The following is a 17,780-nucleotide window of genomic DNA, read 5'->3' on the forward strand; positions in this document are numbered from 1 at the left end:
AACCGCTCATACCCCGGCCCGGGGTCCGGGGGCAAGAGCTTCGGCATAATCCATACCGGCATCATGTCGCTCAATCCACCAAAAGCGGTCCTGATTAATCGGGAAAGATCACAACAAACAAAGACCCACCCCACGTCACAATCGGACGTGAGGCAGGCTGGGTTGCTTGTGATGAAATTACTGGAACTGGGCTACCGGCTCGTGCGCAGTTTTTGCGACCGCCAATGCTTCTTCCACCGTCAGTGTCTTGCGGAACAAAGCTCGACCAACAATCGCGCCCGAGATGTTGTGGATATACGCCAAACGAGAAATATCGTCGGCCGTGCGCACCACACCGCTGGCGATGACAGGGGTACGGGACTTTTCCGCCAATCCCGAAATCAGCCCCAGCTGCGCCTCGACATCTTCCATGTCGCTGTCAATGTCCGTGACCACGATTGCCGAGAATGGCGCATCGGCGAAAGCTTCGATGAAAGCATCCGGGGTAAACGCGCTTTGGCTGCGCCACCCTTCGGTCATCACATAGCCTTGCCAAACGTCAACGGCCAGAACGATCTGATCGGGATAGAGCTTTGCCAATTCCTTGACCAGATGGGGATCAAACGCCGCCAGCGTTCCAACGACGACACGCCCTGCGCCCTTGTCGATCCAGTGTTCGATCCGCTCGCGAGTGCGCATTCCACCAGCCAACTGAACGGGCATCTCAGCCGAACGAATTATCTCTTCGATCAGTTCAACATTGGTGTCCCGCCCTTCGATCGCATCGAAATCGGTCAGGTGCATCCATTCGGCCCCTGCCGCAGACCAGCTGCGCGCAGTCTCGACCGGGTCCACGTGCCAGATCATCGGCTCGTCCAGACGGCCTTTCTCGAGGGTCACGCAGCGACCGTTCTGCAACTCCATCGTGGGGTAAATCATCATGACCCAAATCCTCCGCTGAATCATTCTGCAACTTCACGATACCATACACGCAGAGTCCGGCGTCAAATCTCATAAGATCGGCAAAGTCGAGTCATTTTGCGGCATTGCGGCAGAGGACGTGTTTCACGCCAAAGCAGGAGGGCCGTTCCGCCGAAACAGATGCACCGGAGTATTCCTATACTCGGCTTCGCGCAGCAGCTCATACCCAAGTTTCAATGCAAGGTTCTGAGATACCGTGTTTTCCGCATTGACCATCGCCACCAGAGGTCCCGGAATGACCCTATCGAACCACTCATGGGCTGCCTTCGCGGCTTCATAGCCGTATCCCTGCCCCTGGCCTTCCGGCGCCAAGACCCAACCGGCCTCCGGGAACGAGTCGAAATCCGATCCCAAACAACGATTTCCATAAAAAAAACCGGCCTGACCTATCAATGTGCGATTCGACTGAAGCACAACGCCCCACTGACCAAATCCAGTCATCTGCCAGTGCCCGGCATTGCGCAGAAAGGAATCCCACGCCTCGCCCCTTGTTCGGGGCGTGCCGCCAACATGGCGCACAACCTCGGGGTTGCTCCAGATTTCAGCGAACCGCCCGAAATCCTCGGGCCGCATCGCGCACAGCGTCAGGCGCGCCGTGTTTATCATCGGGGTGGATCTTATCATGCCCTTGCCCGCTCGAAATATGCCTCACGGGTCAGACTGCGAACCACCTGTTCCGCACGCAAGAATAAATTCTGTCAGGCCATAAAAAACGGCGCCTCCGTTGCCCGGAAGCGCCGATTTTTTCAACTCCGAAGCTCTTAGGAAGCTTCGCTGATGAATTTGACCGCGTCGCCGAAGGTCTGGATGGTTTCGGCTGCGTCATCTGGGATCTCGATGCCGAACTCTTCTTCGAAGGCCATGACCAGCTCAACAGTGTCCAGGCTGTCGGCACCCAGATCGTCGATGAAGGACGCGTTTTCCGCAACCTTGTCTTCTTCCACACCCAGGTGCTCAACAACGATCTTTTTTACGCGATCTGCGACGTCGCTCATATCTATTCCTCATTCCATTTCAGGGCGATCCGCCCGGTTCTGCCCTTGCCCGATCGGGTTGGCCTTTATGTGCCCGTTCCGGGCGTTTGGGTCCCGGATGCCCGGGAAATCAGAGAACCGGCCTATTCGACCGGTTCCTACGCATGTGCGCCGCCTATAGCACAGACAACGCCCAAGGCAAACGCTTTCGCGCCAACCCCGAATTGCGATTACAACATGGCCATACCGCCATTCACATGCAAGGTGCTTCCGGTAACATAGCCTGCCTCGGGGCTGGCCAGATACAGAACAGCCGCCGCGATTTCACCCGGTTCGCCCATGCGACCCGCGGGAACCTGCCTGAGCAATCCGGCCTTCTGATCATCGGTCAGTTTTTCGGTCATCGCTGTCGTGATAAAGCCCGGGGCCACCGCGTTCACGGTTATTCCACGCGTCGCCACCTCATGCGCCAATGCCTTGGAAAACCCGACCATACCCGCCTTTGAGGCGGCATAGTTCGCCTGACCGGGGTTGCCGATCGCACCAACCACGGACGAGATGTTCACAATCCGGCCCCAGCGTGCCTTCATCATGCCGCGGATGACGCCTTTGCACAGCTTCATGGTCGCCGTCATGTTCACATCAATCACGCTCTGCCACTCTTCATCCGACATCCGCATGAACAGGTTGTCCCGCGTGATGCCCGCGTTGTTAACCAGGATATCGACCGATCCCATTGCCTCGGCTGCCTGTTTCGGCAGCGCCTCGACAGCGTCCGGGTCGCTCAGGTTGCAAGGCAGGACGTGCGCACGCTCGCCCAACTCATCTGCAAGCGCCTGCAGCGGTTCGACCCGCGTGCCGGACAATCCAACGGTTGCGCCCGCACCGTGCAGAGCACGGGCAATATCGCCCCCTATACCGCCCGACGCACCAGTGATCAGCGCGTTCTTACCTGTCAAATCAAACATTCGGTTTCCCTCTTGTCTCGTCGTTGTTGACGCAGTCTTTAGGTTACTCTTCGACCTGAACGGCCTTTTGAACATCTTCCGGAGATCCAACCGCTTTGCCCGCAATGGCGCGGTCGATCTTTCGGATCATACCGGACAGCGCCTTGCCGGCACCGATCTCCCAAGTCTCGGTCACGCCCTGCACCGCCATATACTGAACGCTTTCACGCCACCGAACCGAACCGGTGACCTGTTCGACGAGGAGTGTGCGGATCAAGTCCGGATCAGTGACCGCTTCGGCCCGAACATTGGCAATCAGAGGAACCGCCGGCGCTTTGATCTGAACATCGGCTAAAGCCTCGGCCATCGCATCGGCGGCCGGTTGCATCAGCGCGCAGTGGAAAGGAGCGCTGACCGGAAGCATCACTGCCCGCTTCGCGCCCTTCTCTTTGGCGATTTCGGCTGCACGCTCAACAGCAGCCTTCGCGCCTGACACCACAACCTGTGTCGGATCGTTGTCGTTGGCCGCCTGGCACACTTCACCCTGCGCGGCCTCCTCGGCCACCGCGCGCACAGCGTCCAGATCCAACCCAAGAATGGCGGCCATCGCGCCCTCGCCCACCGGCACGGCACTTTGCATGGCCAGACCACGGGTCCGCAACAAACGGGCCGTATCGCCAACCGATAACGAGCCCGCAGCAGCAAGCGCCGAGTATTCTCCCAAAGAATGCCCCGCAACAAAGGCCGCATCGGTGATCGCAACACCTTCTGCCTCAAGCGCGCGCATGGCCGCCATCGAGGTTGCCATCAGCGCAGGTTGCGCGTTTTCGGTCAAGGTCAGATCTGCAATATCACCATCCCAGATCAATGTGCTCAGCTTTTCACTCAGGGCTTCGTCGACCTCATCGAAAACGGCCTGGGCGGCCGGGTATGCCTCGGCCAGAGCTTTGCCCATTCCTATGGTCTGGGCGCCTTGCCCGGGAAAAACGAACGCGCGTGTCATTGTTGCCTCTTGGATGTCGTCAGGTTGCGGCGGGGTGTAAACTGACTGACCGTCTGGCACAAGCGTTGCCTGCTTTCTGCATTCGGGCACCATTGCTGTGCGTTCTCTCATACTTGTGTCAATTCCCGCCAGCTTTACGTTGAGCGCAACCACCGAATCCCGGAGCGTTCAATCCATGGCATCGACCAATTCCTTTTCCAGTTACGGCAGCGTAACTAAGACCTTTCACTGGCTGACGGCCTTGTTGATCTTCACCGCGCTTCCGCTGGGTTTTGTCGCCGAAAACCTGGCACATGCGGTATTTGACCCGGCCGTTCCGACAACCGAGGACGACATCACCCGGGCGGCACGCCTGTTCTCGGTACATAAAACCGTCGGTGTTTCGGTTTTTTTTGTCGCGTTGGCCCGAATCCTCTGGGCAGTAACGCAAACAAAACCCGGTCTTCTGAATGCCGAGAACAAGCCTGAGGCCTTCGCCGCCGAAACGGTGCACTGGTTGCTTTATGCCTCGCTCGTTCTGGTGCCGCTGACGGGATGGATTCACCACGCCTCGGCCGAGGGGTTTGCGCCCATCCTTTGGCCAATCGGACAAAACCTGCCCTTCATTCCCAAGTCGGCGGCCCTGTCAGAGTTTGTTGCCGACCTGCACTGGCTGTTCATCTGGGTGCTGCTTGGCGCACTGGCCCTGCACATTCTCGGCGCGTTGAAGCATCATGTCGTCGACAAGGACAGCACTCTCAGTCGGATGCTGCCGGGCCGCGCCGACGCACCTGAACCGCCTCAGCAGGAACACTCCGCCCTTCCCGTTATGGCTGCATTGGTTGTCTGGATCGCGGTTCTGGTCGGCGGCTGGTTTGCGGGCGTTTTCACTCACCATTCTGATGCAGACACCGACACGGCCGAACTGACCGAGGTTCAGTCTGAGTGGCAGGTTCAGGACGGTACCCTGTCGATCACAATCACACAGCTTGGAAGCCCGGTGACCGGCACATTTGCCGACTGGACAGCAGCCATCGCTTTTGAAGAACCCACTGAGCCAGGCCTCGCAGGCTCGGCCAATGTCACCATTGCGATTGGCTCTCTGAGCCTGGGCACGGTCTCGGATCAGGCCAAAGGCGCAGACTTCTTTGATGCCTCCAGCTTTCCGACCGCCACTTTCAAGGCCGACCTGTACAAAACGGATTCAGGATTCGAGGCCCGCGGGCCGCTGACCATCCGTGACCAAACGCTGGATATCATCTTGCCATTCACACTGGACATTCAGGGCGACACAGCTGGCGTGACCGGGGTCGTTGACCTTAACCGCCTCGATTTCAATGTCGGTGAATCTCAACCGACCGAAGAGTCGCTGGGTTTTGGGGTTGCCGTCTCAATCGAACTGACAGCAACCCGTGCAGAATAAAGAAAACCGCCGGGGCTGACGGCTCCGGCGGTTTCCATTTCGGGGGCTCGGCTCCAAGTTACTCGGCCTTCTGCGCCTCGATCGAAATTTTGACCTCAACCTCGTCGCTGACAAATGGTGCGAATTGGCCGAGATCAAAATCGCTGCGTATCAGAGTGGTGGTGGCATCAAAACCGGCCCAGGGTTTGTTGGCCATCGGGTGATTACCCACCTGGTTCAGCTTGGCATCCAGAACGACCGACTTGGTCACACCGTTCATGGTCAGATCGCCGGTGATATTCGCTGTGTTTTCACCAGTGACCTCGATCCCGGTCGACGTGAAAGTAACAAGGTCGCCCTCGGCTGCACCAAAAAAGTCGTCGGTCATAAAGTGATCTTCGCGCGGCTTCCAACCGGTGATCATTTCGACAACAGGCAGGGAAACGCTCACGCTCGACTCGGCCGGATTTTTCTGGTCGAACATGATTTCGCCTTCAAAGCCCGAGAACATGCCGGTCGTGGTGGAATACCCAAGGTGGTTGTATGAGAATACGACCTGGCTGTGGCTGGGATCCAGAATGTACTTCTCGGCACTTTTGTCATCGACAGCAAACGCCGAAGTCGCCGATACGGCCAGAGCAGCAGCAAGAAGGGTGGATTTCATAACAATCTCCGCAATTTTGTGAATGCAAACCGAACGGGTTGCTCGCCAAAGTAAATGTGCCGCCCAAGGGCGGCACACAAGGTCAATAGATTCACAATTTCTGTTCCTTTTTGAACAGATCGGAATTTACGCGAAAATCGGAACGTTTTGGCTCAACTGCCCTTTCAGCGCCCGGCTGACATCCGCCGATTCCAGCGGCAGCTTCATCAGCAGGCTACCGTCCACGTCGAACAGTTCCACCTGACCTTCGTCAAACCGCGCACCTCCCAGCGAGTCATAGCTGCGGCGCAGCACGGTTTGGGGGCGTCCGTTTTCATTCTTCTGCAAAATGCGCACTTCGCGACGGATCGGATCGAAATAGGCATCCGGGCGGGCGTCCAGAATTTCGATGGTCAACAGGCTGACACCTGCGATCAGGAACATAAGTGATGCAGCCAGTTTGATCGGCCAAACGTCGGTTCCCATAACCGATCCGGGCATCAACCACATTGAAAAGGCCGATACGATCATAAAGGCGCCAATGACACGGAAAAGGATCATCCGTGCTTTCCAGTTCGGCGCAAATGTGATCAGAACGGGTACGGATTTGTCAAAAGCGGCGCCGGTCGCGGCTTGCTTGATGGTATTCGTATTCGTCACGGCCATTTGTCTCGCCCTGTCTTTAGTTCCGGTGGTCCGGGTGCTCCCGGCTTAATGAACAACCTCGGGTCGAAAAGCGTCAGGAATTGGGCGGTGCAATGGAAATAGGGCGACTTCACAATGGCATATGTGGCAGGGCTTGCCCCTCGCGCGGAAACGTGTATATGGGGCCATCCTTCGCAATACACATGAATCGCGCAGCCTCTCGTGGCAGGGTCGCGAAGGATCGGACAGCCCCGCCTTTGAAATGCGCCTTGATATAAACAGGAGTGAACATGCCACTGTATGAGCATGTAATGATCGCGCGTCAGGACCTGTCCAACGCGCAGGCCGAAAGCCTGATCGAACACTTTGGCACCGTGCTGTCCGACAATGGCGGCAACCTCGTCGACAGCGAGTACTGGGGTGTCAAGACGATGGCCTACAAGATCAACAAGAACCGCAAAGGTCACTACGCGTTTCTGAAAACCGACGCCCCTTCGGGTGCGGTTCAGGAGATGGAGCGCCTGATGCGTCTGCACGAAGATGTCATGCGCGTTCTGACCATCAAGGTCGACGGTCACGAAGACGGCCCGTCGGTTCAGATGCAGAAACGTGACGACCGTGGCGACCGCCGCGAGCGTCGTTGATCAACGCCTGAGATAAGGACATAAACCATGGCCGCAAAACCATTTTTCCGCCGCCGCAAGGTCTGCCCGTTCTCGGGTGAGAACGCGCCGAAAATCGACTACAAGGACACCCGTCTGCTGCAGCGCTACATCTCTGAGCGCGGCAAGATCGTTCCTTCGCGCATCACCGCCGTTTCGGCGAAAAAGCAGCGTGAACTGGCCCGTGCTATCAAGCGCGCGCGTTTCCTCGCCCTGCTGCCCTACGCCGTGAAGTAAGGAGAGACTGACATGCAAGTTATCCTTCTGGAACGTGTTGCGAAACTGGGTCAGATGGGCGACGTCGTTGACGTCAAGCCCGGCTTTGCCCGCAACTTCCTGCTGCCCCAAGGCAAAGCGCTGAGCGCGTCCGAGGCCAACATTGCCTCGTTCGAAGCCCAGAAAGCGCAGCTTGAGGCCCGCAACCTGGAAACCAAGAAAGAAGCTGAAGCACTGGCTGAAAAGCTGGACGGCCAGCAGTTCATCGTGATTCGTTCGGCGTCCGATGCTGGTGCTCTGTACGGCTCGGTCACTCCGCGTGACGCTGCAGACGCCGCGACCGAGGCCGGCTTCACCGTCGACAAGAAGCAGATCGCTCTGGTCGCGCCGATCAAGGAGCTGGGCCTGCATTCGGTAGCAGTTAACCTGCACCCCGAAGTCGAAGTCGAAATCAAGATGAACGTCGCCCGTTCGGAAGAAGAAGCCGAACTGCAGGCATCTGGTAAATCGATTCAGGAACTGGCAGCTGAAGAAGAAGCCGCCGCTGAATTCGAGATCGCCGAACTGTTCGACGACATCGGTTCGGCCGCTTCGGAAGACGAAGAGCTGGTAACCGAAGAAGCTCCGGCCGAAGAAGACGAAGCAAAATCCTGATCGGGCTGCCATCGAGAAAATTTGGGGCCGCGCTGTTTCAGCGCGGCCTTATTTTTTGCACGTTTTGCGCGCAAGTTTCTGCCTGATCAACGCCTTTAGCTTGCGGCCCGGTCCTGCCCGCCTAATATCGCCGCAATGTCCGGGAGAGTTTTAATGACAAATACCTTTCGCCGCAGTCTGCTAACCTTTCTGTTGCTGGCACCTCTTGCCGCCTGCGGCGGACCCAACACGGCAGACCGCGCTGATACATTCAATCCACCGCTTTATCCAAACGAAACACCCGAATTGCGGGCCTCGATCAACAAATGGGCGGATGAATACGACATTCCACGCGAATTGGTTCACAAGCTTGCAATCCGGGAAAGTACGCACCGACCCTGGGCTGTAAACCGCCCCTATTATGGGTTGCTGCAAATCCTCCCGGCAACCGCTCGTTCCATGGGATACAAGGGCAATGCCCAAGGGCTGCTGGACGCCGACACCAACCTGGAATTCGCCGGAAAGTACCTGCGCGGCGCCTGGCTGCTGTCCGACGGCGACCAACAGCGCGCCATTTTCCTGTATGCCAAGGGCTATTATCCCGAGGCCAAGAAACGCGGAATGCTGGTAGAAACCGGTCTGGTCCCGGCTGCCGAATAAGCTTGAAAAACGCGCAAAACCTACCAAAGGTGCACGCATATCAAGGTTGATCAATACCGGTTTTCCGTAGCTCCAGCCGGGTATCCACTGAACGCCGCACCAAAAACTTAATAAAAACGTGCAATTAGAGAGCATGTTTCTCTAAAAGGCAGACATTTACCACATCTTCTTGTCATATACCTGAAAATATGGTGTTTTAAACAGCGCTAGGAGGGTGGGAGAATTTTGCCTGGCGTAATTGGGGTCGCCCGTACCGTCGGGTTTAGGTAGTTAACCTTATGGAAATTGTAGATCTCAGCACCCTTCCCCAAGAGGATACTCATTACGATGAGTTCCTTAAGCAGGTCTGCGACAAATTCGAGATGGATCATGCCGCATATGCGGGCATGAACCCGGCTGCCGGCACCATACATGGGCATGTGACCTATGGGGACGACTGGAAAGTCCATTACCAGGAACAGGGCCTGCACCTGATCGATCCGACATTGCACATGAGCCAGCGCAGCATTGCTCCGGTGGACTGGAGCCGGCTGGAACGTAGCAAGAATTTTCAACGGGTATTCCGGGACGCTCATGACTTCGGGATTCCGGATCAGGGCATTACCATTCCGGTTCGCGGCCCCTATGGCGATATCGGATTGCTGAGCGCAACACGCGATTGCAGCCGCGATGAATGGAAAAAACTCGTCCCCAACGTTATCAGCGATCTGCAGTCGCTGGCTGTGCATATTCATGACAACGTCATGACATCCGACGCCCTCAGCCGGATGCTGTACCACCCCACTCTGTCAAGCAGAGAGCTGGAGATACTTCAGTGGGCCGCAGCCGGAAAATCGCAGCAGGATATCGGAGACATTTTGTCCATTTCGCACCGCACGGTTGAGGTGCATTTGCGGTCCGCGCGCGAGAAACTGAACGCGCTGACAACGCCACAGGCGGTCGGACGGGCAATTGGAATCGGGTTAATTTACCCTGGCTAAAGCCAAATTCGAAAATTTTTGGGCTTGAAATGGCCGAGATTACGGGAAACCCCCAATAGATTCGCTGTGGGAAACCGGTAACGTTACTGTCACCGACATACCACTCGAAGGGGGATGATATGATCTTAGTAGTTGACGGGCTGAACAGACATCTGTTCAGCGAGGTTCTCGACGACATGTTCGAACTGAGGGCCAGGGTTTTCGGGGGACGTCTCGGTTGGGACGTTAACATCGAAGATGGCAAGGAAATCGATCAGTTCGATCACCTGGATCCTGCTTATGTGATCGGCCTCGACGACGGGGGGAATGTCGTCGCTGCCGTGCGTGCACTCCAGACCACAGGTCCGCACATGCTGTCAGATGTATTCTCGGCTATTCTGTGCGGCGAGGCACCGATCCGCAGCGCCACGATGTGGGAATCCACACGGTTCTGCGTCGACACGCAGCGTCTGACACGCGGTAAAGAAAAGAACTCGGTGTCCTATGCCACCTGCGAACTGATGATCGGCTCGCTTGAATACGCTCGCAGCGCGGGTATTAAGGATATTATTACCGTGATTGATCCGGTTATGGATCGCGTTCTCAAACGGTCGAACTGCGCGCCTTACGACTATGTCGGAAAGACTGTGCCAATGGGCAAGGTCCCGGCGCTGGCAGCGTTGCTGGATTGCACGGAAGAGCGCATCTCGAACATTCGCGAGTTTGCCGGCATCCACGAGGATGTGTTCATCGATGAAGAAAACGCGCTGGCAATGTTCGAAGCCAAAAAGGCCGCGGAAAAAAGCCCAGCCAATCGCGACCATAAGCCACTGACCGAACTTGAGAAATACTTCGTGGAGCAGATGAGCGCTGCCCAGACCGAAGCCGAAAAGGAGGCGGTTCTCAAGTTGATCGAGGAACTTACGGACAGATTCACGCCAGAGCAAAGGTCCGCTCTGCTCGGAACCCCCCGTGCTTTTGCTAATGAGGCCTGACCCCCTCACCTCATGAGTTCAAAAGCCACCCATGCGGAGCCGTCCAAGGTCAGACGGCTCCGCTTTTATTTTGCCCCTTTGGGAGAAAGGGAAAATTGGGTTATTCCACTTCCAGCGCTTCAACGGCCTTTTGCAGATCGTCTTTGCTGACTTCTTTGTCAGTCACCTGCGCCAGTTCGAAGACATAATCGACAACCTTGTCTTCGAAGATCGGTGCGCGCAATTGCTGCTGCATCTGAGCGTTCTGCTGCACGAATTCGAAGAACTGACGCTCCTGGCCCGGGTACTGACGCGCCTGATTCATGATCGCCTGAGTCATTTCGGAATCGGTGACTTCAACTTCGGCCTTCTGGCCCAGCTCGGCCAGCAGCAGGCCCAGACGCACACGACGCTCGGCCAGTTTGGTGTGCTCTTCGGTCGGTTCGATCGGGTCGTGATCGTGGCCTTCAACCTCGGGGTTTTCTTCATGCCACAGCTGATGCGCGATTTGCTTTGCCTCAGCGTCGACCAGCGATGGCGGCAGGTCGAAGGACACTTTCTCGTCCAGCGCATCCAGCAAGGCACGCTTCATGACAGCACGTGCGGCGCCGGCATATTCGGCTTCCAGACGCTCTGAGATCTGACTTTTCAGAGCGGCCAGGTCCTCTGCGCCGAATTTCGTGGCCAGTTCGTCATCGATTTCGGCGGCAACCGGTTCCTTCACCTCCTTGATGGTGCAGGTGAACACAGCGTCTTTGCCGGCCAGGTGCTCGGCACCGTATTCGGCAGGGAAAGTAACGTTGACGTCTTTCACTTCTTCAGCTTTGACGCCGACCAGCTGCTCTTCGAAGCCGGGGATGAAGCTGTTCGAACCCAGAACCAGCGGATAATCTTCGGCCGATCCGCCCTCGAACTCTTCGCCGTCGACCGAACCTACAAAGTCGAACACAATCTGGTCGCCATCCTTGGCTTTCGAGCCTTTGCGGCGCGCTTTGAAGTTTTGTGCGGTTTCCGCCAGATTGTTCAGCGCCTCTTCAACGGCAGCGTCATCGGCTTTGACAACCAGCTTCTCCAGCTCGAGCGATTTCAGGTCAACTTCAGGGATTTCAGGCAGCGCTTCATAGGACATCGCGACCTCGACATCGTCGCCTTCTTTCCAGTCCTCGTTGGTCATCTTGACCTCAGGCTGCAGCGCGGGGCGTTCGCCGCTGTCCTCGAAGTGCTGGTTCATCGCGCCGTCGATGGATTCCTGCATCGCTTCGCCCAGCAGGCGCTGGCCAAACTGCTTCTTCAGCAGTGCCATCGGCACCTTGCCCTTGCGGAAACCCTTCATTTCGATTTCAGGCTGCGCTTCAGTCAGTTTCTCGTTGACCTTGTCGTCCAGCTCGGCTGCGGTCACAACAATGTTGTAGCCGCGTTTCAGACCTTCGTTCAGCGTCTCGGTTACCTGCATTATGGTAGTCCCCATAGGATTCGGGGCGCGCAAAAAGGGCGCGCCGGGCAAATTTGACGCCTTCTATTTGCCCAGCCGCCCGCGTGCAAGAGGCAAAGGTCTAATGAGCCTTCATTTGCCGTCTTATCGGACAAAAAAACGCCCCGGATGAAACCGGGGCGCGTCCAGTTGACAGGGAAACAACGTCAGAACTTCCAGAGTGCCCCCAGCACCCAGGCCTCGTTTTTGTCGAACGAGGACGTGCTGTCTTCAAAGTCATGCACGCGGTACTTGAGATAGGCTTCGGTATTGATGCTCTTGATTTCCTGAATGACGGCAATACCCCATGCGCTGGTCGAGGAACCGGTGCTGTTGAAATCCGCACCATCATAGTAGTCGAAACCGAAGCCGGTTTTACCCCAAGCTATCAGGTTGTCTTCCTCGTAGCCTATCTTGCCGTAGAAATAATTCGGATCGCTTGCTCCGGCTCGCTCATCATCGCGGTTACCTGCAGCGACCGTGAAACTCAGGCCACTTTTCAATAGAACCGACGCCGACCCGATCACATCCTTTCGGTTGCCCGAGTTGTCGGCACGGTCGCGCACCGCATAGGCCAGGCCACCCTTGACCAAGGCTCCGTTTGCAAGCGTTCTGTCATAGTACAGCGCCGCGTCATAGTAGTCATCGTCGTCGCTTGAGGACAGAATGTTCTGGCCGTACGCAATTGCTGCCGTGAAGCCGCCACCGAATTCAGGCGTGTCATACCGAACCCGCCCTCTGCGAGAGCCATCGAAATCGTCGCTGCTGTCGCCAACTGTAATGTTGCTCAGCATGCCGTTCACATTTCGATAGAAAAAGCCCGAGTTTTCATCATTGGTAAACGCATAGAGCGCCGTACCGACATAAGAGGCATCAACTTCAGCCGCACCGTCCGAGGCCATACTGCCCTGCCCGGCTGAAACTTTACCCCAGTCCTCGTTTCCAAGGGCAAAATCCACGTGGCGGATATCTTCGCGCGTCCAGCCACTGAAATTCGTGCCGAGCTGGCTCCATTCACTGGAATTTGGCAGACCCAACCCGGTTTCGAAACGAAATGTAAATTCGTTGCTGCCATATGGTTGCAACAGGCGCAGCCCGACCCGGCTGTTCGACAGATTATGGTCCAGAACCCGTGTCTCGGTCTGCTGCCCGTCATCCACCGAGATCAGGGCCGGGTGCAACTGACCGTATAACAGCACATAGCCACCGCTGTTGTTGTCATACTTCAGCTCGGCGGCTGCGGGAATTGCCGTCGTCGCGGCCAGAATCGCCGCGATGGAAGTTCGCTTTAAACTCACTGTCATGTCGTCCACCATGAATGGTTCGGGTTGTTACATACTGCCAGATGATCACAAAAATTTGTGTTTCCAGAGATGGCCCATTCAAGTTCTGCCTTCATTGCTTTTCAGCCACAGCCCTCTCAAAAAACCGTGGCGATTATTTCTCATTATCAATGCTTTAAAGCTTAGGTACGATGAAACCGATGCCAAGCCCAAGGAAATTCTGACGCCGAGCTCTGCGTCTTGCAAACACCCGCCATGCATGTGCCGGGACACAGCGGCGAAAGCTTGCCACTTTTTGCAGCCTTCGGCCATTTATCGCCGATCATTACTAGATATCAAGTTCTCTGAATATGGCAGGAAGCTGCTCGGGCAGGTCTTCCGCAATCAGACCCGGGCCAAACGTTAGTGCGCATTCAACGTGCAGCCAGGCAGCCGTTTCAGCGGCTTGCATGGGTTCAAATCCCCGCGCCAGCAACCCGGTGATAAATCCGGCCAGAACGTCGCCGGAACCCGCTGTCGCAAGCCACGGTGCAGAACGCTCGTAATGGGCCGAATTGATCGCACACCGCCCGTCGGGCGCGGCTATCACCGTGTCGGGCCCCTTGAACAGAACCACACACCCAGCCCGTTCTGCCGCCTCGCGGGTTGCGTCCACCTTGGAATAGGCCGGGCCTTTGTCCGGAACTGCGGACAGTTTTCGGGCGATATCGGGAAAAAGCCGTGCAAACTCGCCGGCATGTGGCGTGAGGACACAGTCCTCATGCAAAAGGTCGAACAAAGCTTCAGGATCATCTTCAAAAGCAGACAAGGCGTCGGCATCGAGCACAGTGCCACGGCCAGCCGCAAGTGCCGCAGGGACCAAAGCCGACGCGCGCTCCATGCCGAGCCCCGGTCCCAGACACAGCGCATTCAACCGTTCATCCTGCAAAACGCCGGACAAGGCTTCCGCATCCTCAATCCGGCGCAGCATGATCGCCGTAATCTGGCTCGCCACCTCCAACTGCGCCGAAGGAGGCACTCCAAGTGTTACCAACCCCGCCCCCGTCCGCAGAGCCCCACGCGCCGCCAACCGCGCCGCACCTGTTGCACCCGGCCCACCCGAAAGCACCAATACGTGCCCGTGCGCGTATTTGTGACCTGTCCGGCCTTTCTCCAGCCAGCTGCGTAACGGTTGCCCCACCAAGGTCACGACATCACCATTGTCACCATCGGATTTCAGCCCGATATCTTTGACAACCAGCCTGCCGCAATACACGTGTGCCTCGTCAAGCGTGTGTCCGGTTTTCCTCGAATGGAACGTCACGGTGAGTGCCGATCTGGCACAGCGCCGCCCATGTTCCGGAAAAACGCCACCCAGAACCTTACCTGAATCCGAACACAGCCCCGACGGCATATCTATCGCAACTGTACGCGGCGGCACTATCTCCGTACCGGCCCCGCTGTCGCGCATATCCCATGCGGTTTCGGCATCATCATGCGCCCAGAGGACCTCACATAATGCAGGATCATCCACCGGCCGTGTAAGACCCGTGCCGAACAGCGCATCAACCTGAAGGTCCGGATGCGGTATTCTGGCTTCAGCCAGATTGTTGACATCGACGACGCGGCCCCGCCACCGTTCGAAATTCGTCCTGGCATCCGGGGGTAATTTCGAAGGATCACCATGCAGAAGAACTTCTACATCCCATCCCATGTCATGCAGCAGTCGCGCAACGACAAAGCCGTCTCCACCGTTGTTGCCCGGCCCGCACAGCACGACACCCTGCAACGGCTGGTCTTCATCTTTTCCCAAATACTCCGGGGAGCGCGAGGGGCTGGCCCCTCGCCTTTTCAGCTCCGGCCACTCTTCGAAAATAGCCTCGACAACGCCACGACCGGCGCGTTCCATCAGCTCCAGACCAGTCACCTCACCGGACTCAATCGCCGCCTGTTCTAACGCCCGCATCTGTGCCGCTGTCAGCAATTCCGTCATCTCAAACCCCTGCGAGATTCAATTTCGATTACTTTTTGTGCAACACGGCTAAAAAATAACCCACCACCTGATTTCAGTGCATAGGATTGCGGCCAAATCCGCAATCACATTGCCGCACGATCTTAGACGTGATCAGTGCGGTCGTGACAACCATGTGAGGTGAGCCGGGATGAAAAAGATCGAAGCGATCATCAAGCCGTTCAAACTGGACGAAGTGAAAGAGGCATTGCAGGACGTCGGCATCCAAGGCCTCAGCGTGATCGAGGTAAAAGGGTTCGGCCGTCAAAAGGGCCACACCGAACTGTATCGCGGTGCGGAATACGTTGTCGACTTTCTGCCCAAGGTAAAGGTCGAAGTCGTTCTGGACGACGATCAGGTCGATGCAGCAATCGACGCCATCGTCTCGGCCGCAAAAACTGACAAGATCGGCGACGGCAAGATCTTCGTCTCGCCCGTTGAACAAGCCATTCGCATCCGTACCGGTGAGACCGGTTCGGAAGCACTGTAACAAGACCAATCTTCAAATCAGAGGAAACAAGAGTATGAGCAAGGACGCAGTTCTTCAGCTGATCAAGGACGAAGGCGCCGAATACGTCGATGTTCGCTTTACCGACCCGCGCGGCAAGTTGCAGCACGTGACCCTGATGGCCGACCAGGTTGACGAGGACTTCCTGGAAGAAGGCTTTATGTTCGACGGTTCGTCCATTGCGGGCTGGAAGTCGATCGAAGCATCGGACATGAAGCTGATGGTCGACACCGACAGCGCCTATGTCGATCCGTTCTACGCCGAAAAAACCATCTGCGTACATTGCTCGGTTGTCGAGCCCGACACTGGCGAAGCTTATGAGCGTGATCCGCGCGGCACCGCTCAGAAAGCCGAAGCATACCTGAAGGCATCAGGCATTGGCGATGCAGCATTCTTCGGTCCCGAAGCTGAATTCTTCCTGTTCGACGACGTTCGTTTCTCGAACACTATCAACAAAGTATCGTACGAAGTTGATGCAACCGACGCATCGTGGAACACCGACACCGAGTACGAGATGGGCAACATGGGCCATCGTCCGGGCGTCAAGGGTGGTTACTTCCCGGTCAACCCGATTGACGAAGCACAGGACCTGCGTTCTGAAATGCTGTCGACCATGAAGCGTCTGGGCATGAAGGTCGACAAGCACCACCACGAGGTTGCGTCCTGCCAGCACGAACTGGGCCTGATCTTCGACAGCCTGACCAAGCAGGCCGACGAACTGCAGAAATACAAGTACGTCATCCACAACGTTGCGCACGCCTACGGCAAATCGGCTACGTTCATGCCGAAACCGATTGCAGGTGACAACGGCACCGGCATGCACGTGAACATGTCGATCTGGAAAGACGGCAAACCGCTCTTCGCGGGCGACAAGTATGCTGACCTGTCGGACGAAGCCCTGTGGTTCATCGGTGGTGTTCTCAAGCACGCCAAAACCCTGAACGCCTTCACCAACCCGTCGACCAACAGCTACAAACGCCTGATCCCGGGTTTTGAAGCCCCTGTTCTGCGCGCCTATTCGGCCCGAAACCGTTCGGGTTGTGTCCGTATTCCGTGGACCGAAAGCCCGAAAGCCAAGCGCGTCGAGGCTCGCTTCCCCGATCCGGCCGCAAACCCCTACCTGGCGTTTGCCGCGTTGTTGATGGCCGGTCTGGACGGCATCAAGAACAAGATCGATCCGGGCGAAGCCATGGACAAGAACCTGTACGATCTGCCTGCCGAAGAACTGGCTGATATCCCGACCGTTTGCGGCAGCCTGCGTGAGGCTCTGGAAGCTCTGGCATCGGATCACGACTTCCTGCTGCAGGGCGACGTGTTCACCAAGGACCAGATCGACGGCTACATCGCACTGAAGATGGAAGAGGTCGAAACCTACGAGCACACCCCGCACCCGGTTGAGTACGGCATGTACTACAGCTGCTAAGCACAAGGTTAGCGGAAAAACGGAAGGGCGCCATTTGGGCGCCCTTTTGTTATTCCAGGGCTGACACCGTCAAGCACCTTGACTGGCGCGCGAGAACGTAACAGCTTTTCCGCATTGAACAGTTTATTTGCCCGAGGAAAAAGCAATGCGTCTGATGCTGAAATTCACGATCCCGGTTGAAAAAGGCAATCAGGCTGAAAGGGACGGCACCTTGGGGCAGGCAATTGACGCACTGGTGAAAGAGGTCAATGCCGAAGCGGCCTATTTTGCGCTTGAGCACGGGAAACGCATGGGCATCGTGGTATTTGAAGAAAGCGATCAGGCCCGCATGCCAGTCATCAACGAGCCATTGTTCGCTGCTTTGAACGCGTCAATCGAGATTCAACCCGTGTTGACTGCGGAAGACCTGCAGCGCGGATTATAGGCTGTCTTTGAATTGCCTGGGCCA

Annotated in this window: 20 protein-coding genes; 10 read left to right on the forward strand and 10 right to left on the reverse strand. The window is 56.7% G+C overall.

Features of this window, described 5'->3' with window-relative positions; all coding sequences use genetic code 11:
• Nucleotides 1–177 precede the first annotated feature (177 nt).
• From AC2TDJ_RS14445 to fabD, 5 genes are all read right to left on the reverse strand, one after another.
• Complete coding sequence (locus AC2TDJ_RS14445) at nucleotides 178–921, reverse strand: 1-(5-phosphoribosyl)-5-[(5-phosphoribosylamino)methylideneamino]imidazole-4-carboxamide isomerase (RefSeq protein ID WP_480843147.1); 744 nt, start codon at nucleotides 919–921, stop codon at nucleotides 178–180.
• Nucleotides 922–1,044: 123 nt separating this feature from the next.
• Nucleotides 1,045–1,584 (reverse strand): GNAT family N-acetyltransferase, encoded by a 540-nt coding sequence (locus AC2TDJ_RS14450; protein ID WP_480843148.1) that lies wholly within the window; start codon nucleotides 1,582–1,584, stop codon nucleotides 1,045–1,047.
• A 137-nt stretch (nucleotides 1,585–1,721) separates the two neighbouring features.
• Complete coding sequence (locus AC2TDJ_RS14455) at nucleotides 1,722–1,955, reverse strand: acyl carrier protein (protein ID WP_008756330.1); 234 nt, start codon at nucleotides 1,953–1,955, stop codon at nucleotides 1,722–1,724.
• A 209-nt stretch (nucleotides 1,956–2,164) separates the two neighbouring features.
• Nucleotides 2,165–2,902, reverse strand: coding sequence for a 3-oxoacyl-[acyl-carrier-protein] reductase (fabG, locus tag AC2TDJ_RS14460; protein WP_480843149.1), 738 nt, complete (start codon nucleotides 2,900–2,902; stop codon nucleotides 2,165–2,167).
• A 43-nt stretch (nucleotides 2,903–2,945) separates the two neighbouring features.
• On the reverse strand, nucleotides 2,946–3,884 hold the full coding sequence (gene fabD, locus AC2TDJ_RS14465; RefSeq protein ID WP_480843150.1) for an ACP S-malonyltransferase: 939 nt from the start codon (nucleotides 3,882–3,884) through the stop codon (nucleotides 2,946–2,948).
• A 175-nt stretch (nucleotides 3,885–4,059) separates the two neighbouring features.
• On the opposite strand from fabD, the gene AC2TDJ_RS14470 reads away from it, so the two are divergent.
• Nucleotides 4,060–5,286 carry a cytochrome b/b6 domain-containing protein gene (locus AC2TDJ_RS14470; RefSeq protein WP_480843151.1) on the forward strand — a complete coding sequence of 409 codons (1,227 nt, stop codon included), beginning with the start codon at nucleotides 4,060–4,062 and terminating at the stop codon, nucleotides 5,284–5,286.
• Nucleotides 5,287–5,344: 58 nt separating this feature from the next.
• On the opposite strand, the gene AC2TDJ_RS14475 is transcribed toward AC2TDJ_RS14470, so the two are convergent.
• On the reverse strand, nucleotides 5,345–5,929 hold the full coding sequence (locus AC2TDJ_RS14475; protein WP_480843152.1) for a YceI family protein: 585 nt from the start codon (nucleotides 5,927–5,929) through the stop codon (nucleotides 5,345–5,347).
• A gap of 126 nt (nucleotides 5,930–6,055) precedes the next feature.
• Complete coding sequence (locus AC2TDJ_RS14480) at nucleotides 6,056–6,574, reverse strand: hypothetical protein (RefSeq protein ID WP_480843153.1); 519 nt, start codon at nucleotides 6,572–6,574, stop codon at nucleotides 6,056–6,058.
• A gap of 269 nt (nucleotides 6,575–6,843) precedes the next feature.
• Here AC2TDJ_RS14480 and rpsF point away from each other — a divergent pair, with 269 nt between their 5' ends.
• The 6 genes from rpsF (at nucleotide 6,844) to AC2TDJ_RS14510 (ending at nucleotide 10,678) form a co-directional block, all read left to right on the forward strand.
• Nucleotides 6,844–7,197 (forward strand): 30S ribosomal protein S6, encoded by a 354-nt coding sequence (gene rpsF / locus AC2TDJ_RS14485; RefSeq protein WP_480843154.1) that lies wholly within the window; start codon nucleotides 6,844–6,846, stop codon nucleotides 7,195–7,197.
• A 27-nt stretch (nucleotides 7,198–7,224) separates the two neighbouring features.
• A complete protein-coding gene (gene rpsR, locus AC2TDJ_RS14490) occupies nucleotides 7,225–7,452 on the forward strand; it encodes a 30S ribosomal protein S18 (RefSeq protein WP_005608650.1) in 228 nt (75 codons plus the stop codon).
• Between the two features lie 12 nt (nucleotides 7,453–7,464).
• Nucleotides 7,465–8,085: a 50S ribosomal protein L9 gene (gene rplI / locus AC2TDJ_RS14495; protein WP_480843155.1), complete on the forward strand. Its 621-nt coding sequence runs from the start codon at nucleotides 7,465–7,467 to the stop codon at nucleotides 8,083–8,085.
• 153 nt (nucleotides 8,086–8,238) lie between these two features.
• Complete coding sequence (locus tag AC2TDJ_RS14500) at nucleotides 8,239–8,724, forward strand: transglycosylase SLT domain-containing protein (RefSeq protein ID WP_480843156.1); 486 nt, start codon at nucleotides 8,239–8,241, stop codon at nucleotides 8,722–8,724.
• Between the two features lie 278 nt (nucleotides 8,725–9,002).
• Complete coding sequence (locus AC2TDJ_RS14505; protein ID WP_480843157.1) at nucleotides 9,003–9,704, forward strand: autoinducer binding domain-containing protein; 702 nt, start codon at nucleotides 9,003–9,005, stop codon at nucleotides 9,702–9,704.
• A gap of 119 nt (nucleotides 9,705–9,823) precedes the next feature.
• Nucleotides 9,824–10,678 carry an acyl-homoserine-lactone synthase gene (locus AC2TDJ_RS14510; RefSeq protein WP_480843158.1) on the forward strand — a complete coding sequence of 285 codons (855 nt, stop codon included), beginning with the start codon at nucleotides 9,824–9,826 and terminating at the stop codon, nucleotides 10,676–10,678.
• A 100-nt stretch (nucleotides 10,679–10,778) separates the two neighbouring features.
• Here the strand turns inward: AC2TDJ_RS14510 and tig are convergent, their stop codons facing one another.
• From tig to AC2TDJ_RS14525, 3 genes are all read right to left on the reverse strand, one after another.
• Nucleotides 10,779–12,110 (reverse strand): trigger factor, encoded by a 1,332-nt coding sequence (tig, locus tag AC2TDJ_RS14515; RefSeq protein WP_480843668.1) that lies wholly within the window; start codon nucleotides 12,108–12,110, stop codon nucleotides 10,779–10,781.
• 185 nt (nucleotides 12,111–12,295) lie between these two features.
• Complete coding sequence (locus tag AC2TDJ_RS14520; protein WP_480843159.1) at nucleotides 12,296–13,432, reverse strand: porin; 1,137 nt, start codon at nucleotides 13,430–13,432, stop codon at nucleotides 12,296–12,298.
• 307 nt (nucleotides 13,433–13,739) lie between these two features.
• On the reverse strand, nucleotides 13,740–15,383 hold the full coding sequence (locus AC2TDJ_RS14525; protein ID WP_480843160.1) for an NAD(P)H-hydrate dehydratase: 1,644 nt from the start codon (nucleotides 15,381–15,383) through the stop codon (nucleotides 13,740–13,742).
• A 169-nt stretch (nucleotides 15,384–15,552) separates the two neighbouring features.
• Here AC2TDJ_RS14525 and AC2TDJ_RS14530 point away from each other — a divergent pair, with 169 nt between their 5' ends.
• From AC2TDJ_RS14530 to AC2TDJ_RS14540, 3 genes are all read left to right on the forward strand, one after another.
• Nucleotides 15,553–15,891, forward strand: a complete 339-nt coding sequence (locus tag AC2TDJ_RS14530) for a P-II family nitrogen regulator (RefSeq protein WP_480843161.1) — start codon at nucleotides 15,553–15,555, stop codon at nucleotides 15,889–15,891.
• 34 nt (nucleotides 15,892–15,925) lie between these two features.
• Nucleotides 15,926–17,332, forward strand: a complete 1,407-nt coding sequence (glnA, locus tag AC2TDJ_RS14535; RefSeq protein WP_480843162.1) for a type I glutamate--ammonia ligase — start codon at nucleotides 15,926–15,928, stop codon at nucleotides 17,330–17,332.
• Between the two features lie 145 nt (nucleotides 17,333–17,477).
• A complete protein-coding gene (locus AC2TDJ_RS14540; RefSeq protein WP_480843163.1) occupies nucleotides 17,478–17,756 on the forward strand; it encodes a hypothetical protein in 279 nt (92 codons plus the stop codon).
• Nucleotides 17,757–17,780 lie beyond the last annotated feature (24 nt).

Source organism: Ruegeria sp. HKCCD6647-2, assembly GCF_057221075.1.

Excerpts from the sequence above, each read along its gene's own strand:
- AC2TDJ_RS14445 (WP_480843147.1), bottom strand. The coding sequence starts at position 921 with ATGATGATTTACCCCACGATGGAGTTGCAGAACGGTCGCTGCGTGACC.
- AC2TDJ_RS14450 (WP_480843148.1), bottom strand. The coding sequence starts at position 1,584 with ATGATAAGATCCACCCCGATGATAAACACGGCGCGCCTGACGCTGTGC.
- AC2TDJ_RS14455 (WP_008756330.1), bottom strand. The coding sequence starts at position 1,955 with ATGAGCGACGTCGCAGATCGCGTAAAAAAGATCGTTGTTGAGCACCTG.
- fabG (WP_480843149.1), bottom strand. The coding sequence starts at position 2,902 with ATGTTTGATTTGACAGGTAAGAACGCGCTGATCACTGGTGCGTCGGGC.
- fabD (WP_480843150.1), bottom strand. The coding sequence starts at position 3,884 with ATGACACGCGCGTTCGTTTTTCCCGGGCAAGGCGCCCAGACCATAGGA.
- AC2TDJ_RS14470 (WP_480843151.1), top strand. The coding sequence starts at position 4,060 with ATGGCATCGACCAATTCCTTTTCCAGTTACGGCAGCGTAACTAAGACC.
- AC2TDJ_RS14475 (WP_480843152.1), bottom strand. The coding sequence starts at position 5,929 with ATGAAATCCACCCTTCTTGCTGCTGCTCTGGCCGTATCGGCGACTTCG.
- AC2TDJ_RS14480 (WP_480843153.1), bottom strand. The coding sequence starts at position 6,574 with ATGGCCGTGACGAATACGAATACCATCAAGCAAGCCGCGACCGGCGCC.
- rpsF (WP_480843154.1), top strand. The coding sequence starts at position 6,844 with ATGCCACTGTATGAGCATGTAATGATCGCGCGTCAGGACCTGTCCAAC.
- rpsR (WP_005608650.1), top strand. The coding sequence starts at position 7,225 with ATGGCCGCAAAACCATTTTTCCGCCGCCGCAAGGTCTGCCCGTTCTCG.
- rplI (WP_480843155.1), top strand. The coding sequence starts at position 7,465 with ATGCAAGTTATCCTTCTGGAACGTGTTGCGAAACTGGGTCAGATGGGC.
- AC2TDJ_RS14500 (WP_480843156.1), top strand. The coding sequence starts at position 8,239 with ATGACAAATACCTTTCGCCGCAGTCTGCTAACCTTTCTGTTGCTGGCA.
- AC2TDJ_RS14505 (WP_480843157.1), top strand. The coding sequence starts at position 9,003 with ATGGAAATTGTAGATCTCAGCACCCTTCCCCAAGAGGATACTCATTAC.
- AC2TDJ_RS14510 (WP_480843158.1), top strand. The coding sequence starts at position 9,824 with ATGATCTTAGTAGTTGACGGGCTGAACAGACATCTGTTCAGCGAGGTT.
- tig (WP_480843668.1), bottom strand. The coding sequence starts at position 12,110 with ATGCAGGTAACCGAGACGCTGAACGAAGGTCTGAAACGCGGCTACAAC.
- AC2TDJ_RS14520 (WP_480843159.1), bottom strand. The coding sequence starts at position 13,432 with ATGACAGTGAGTTTAAAGCGAACTTCCATCGCGGCGATTCTGGCCGCG.
- AC2TDJ_RS14525 (WP_480843160.1), bottom strand. The coding sequence starts at position 15,383 with ATGACGGAATTGCTGACAGCGGCACAGATGCGGGCGTTAGAACAGGCG.
- AC2TDJ_RS14530 (WP_480843161.1), top strand. The coding sequence starts at position 15,553 with ATGAAAAAGATCGAAGCGATCATCAAGCCGTTCAAACTGGACGAAGTG.
- glnA (WP_480843162.1), top strand. The coding sequence starts at position 15,926 with ATGAGCAAGGACGCAGTTCTTCAGCTGATCAAGGACGAAGGCGCCGAA.
- AC2TDJ_RS14540 (WP_480843163.1), top strand. The coding sequence starts at position 17,478 with ATGCGTCTGATGCTGAAATTCACGATCCCGGTTGAAAAAGGCAATCAG.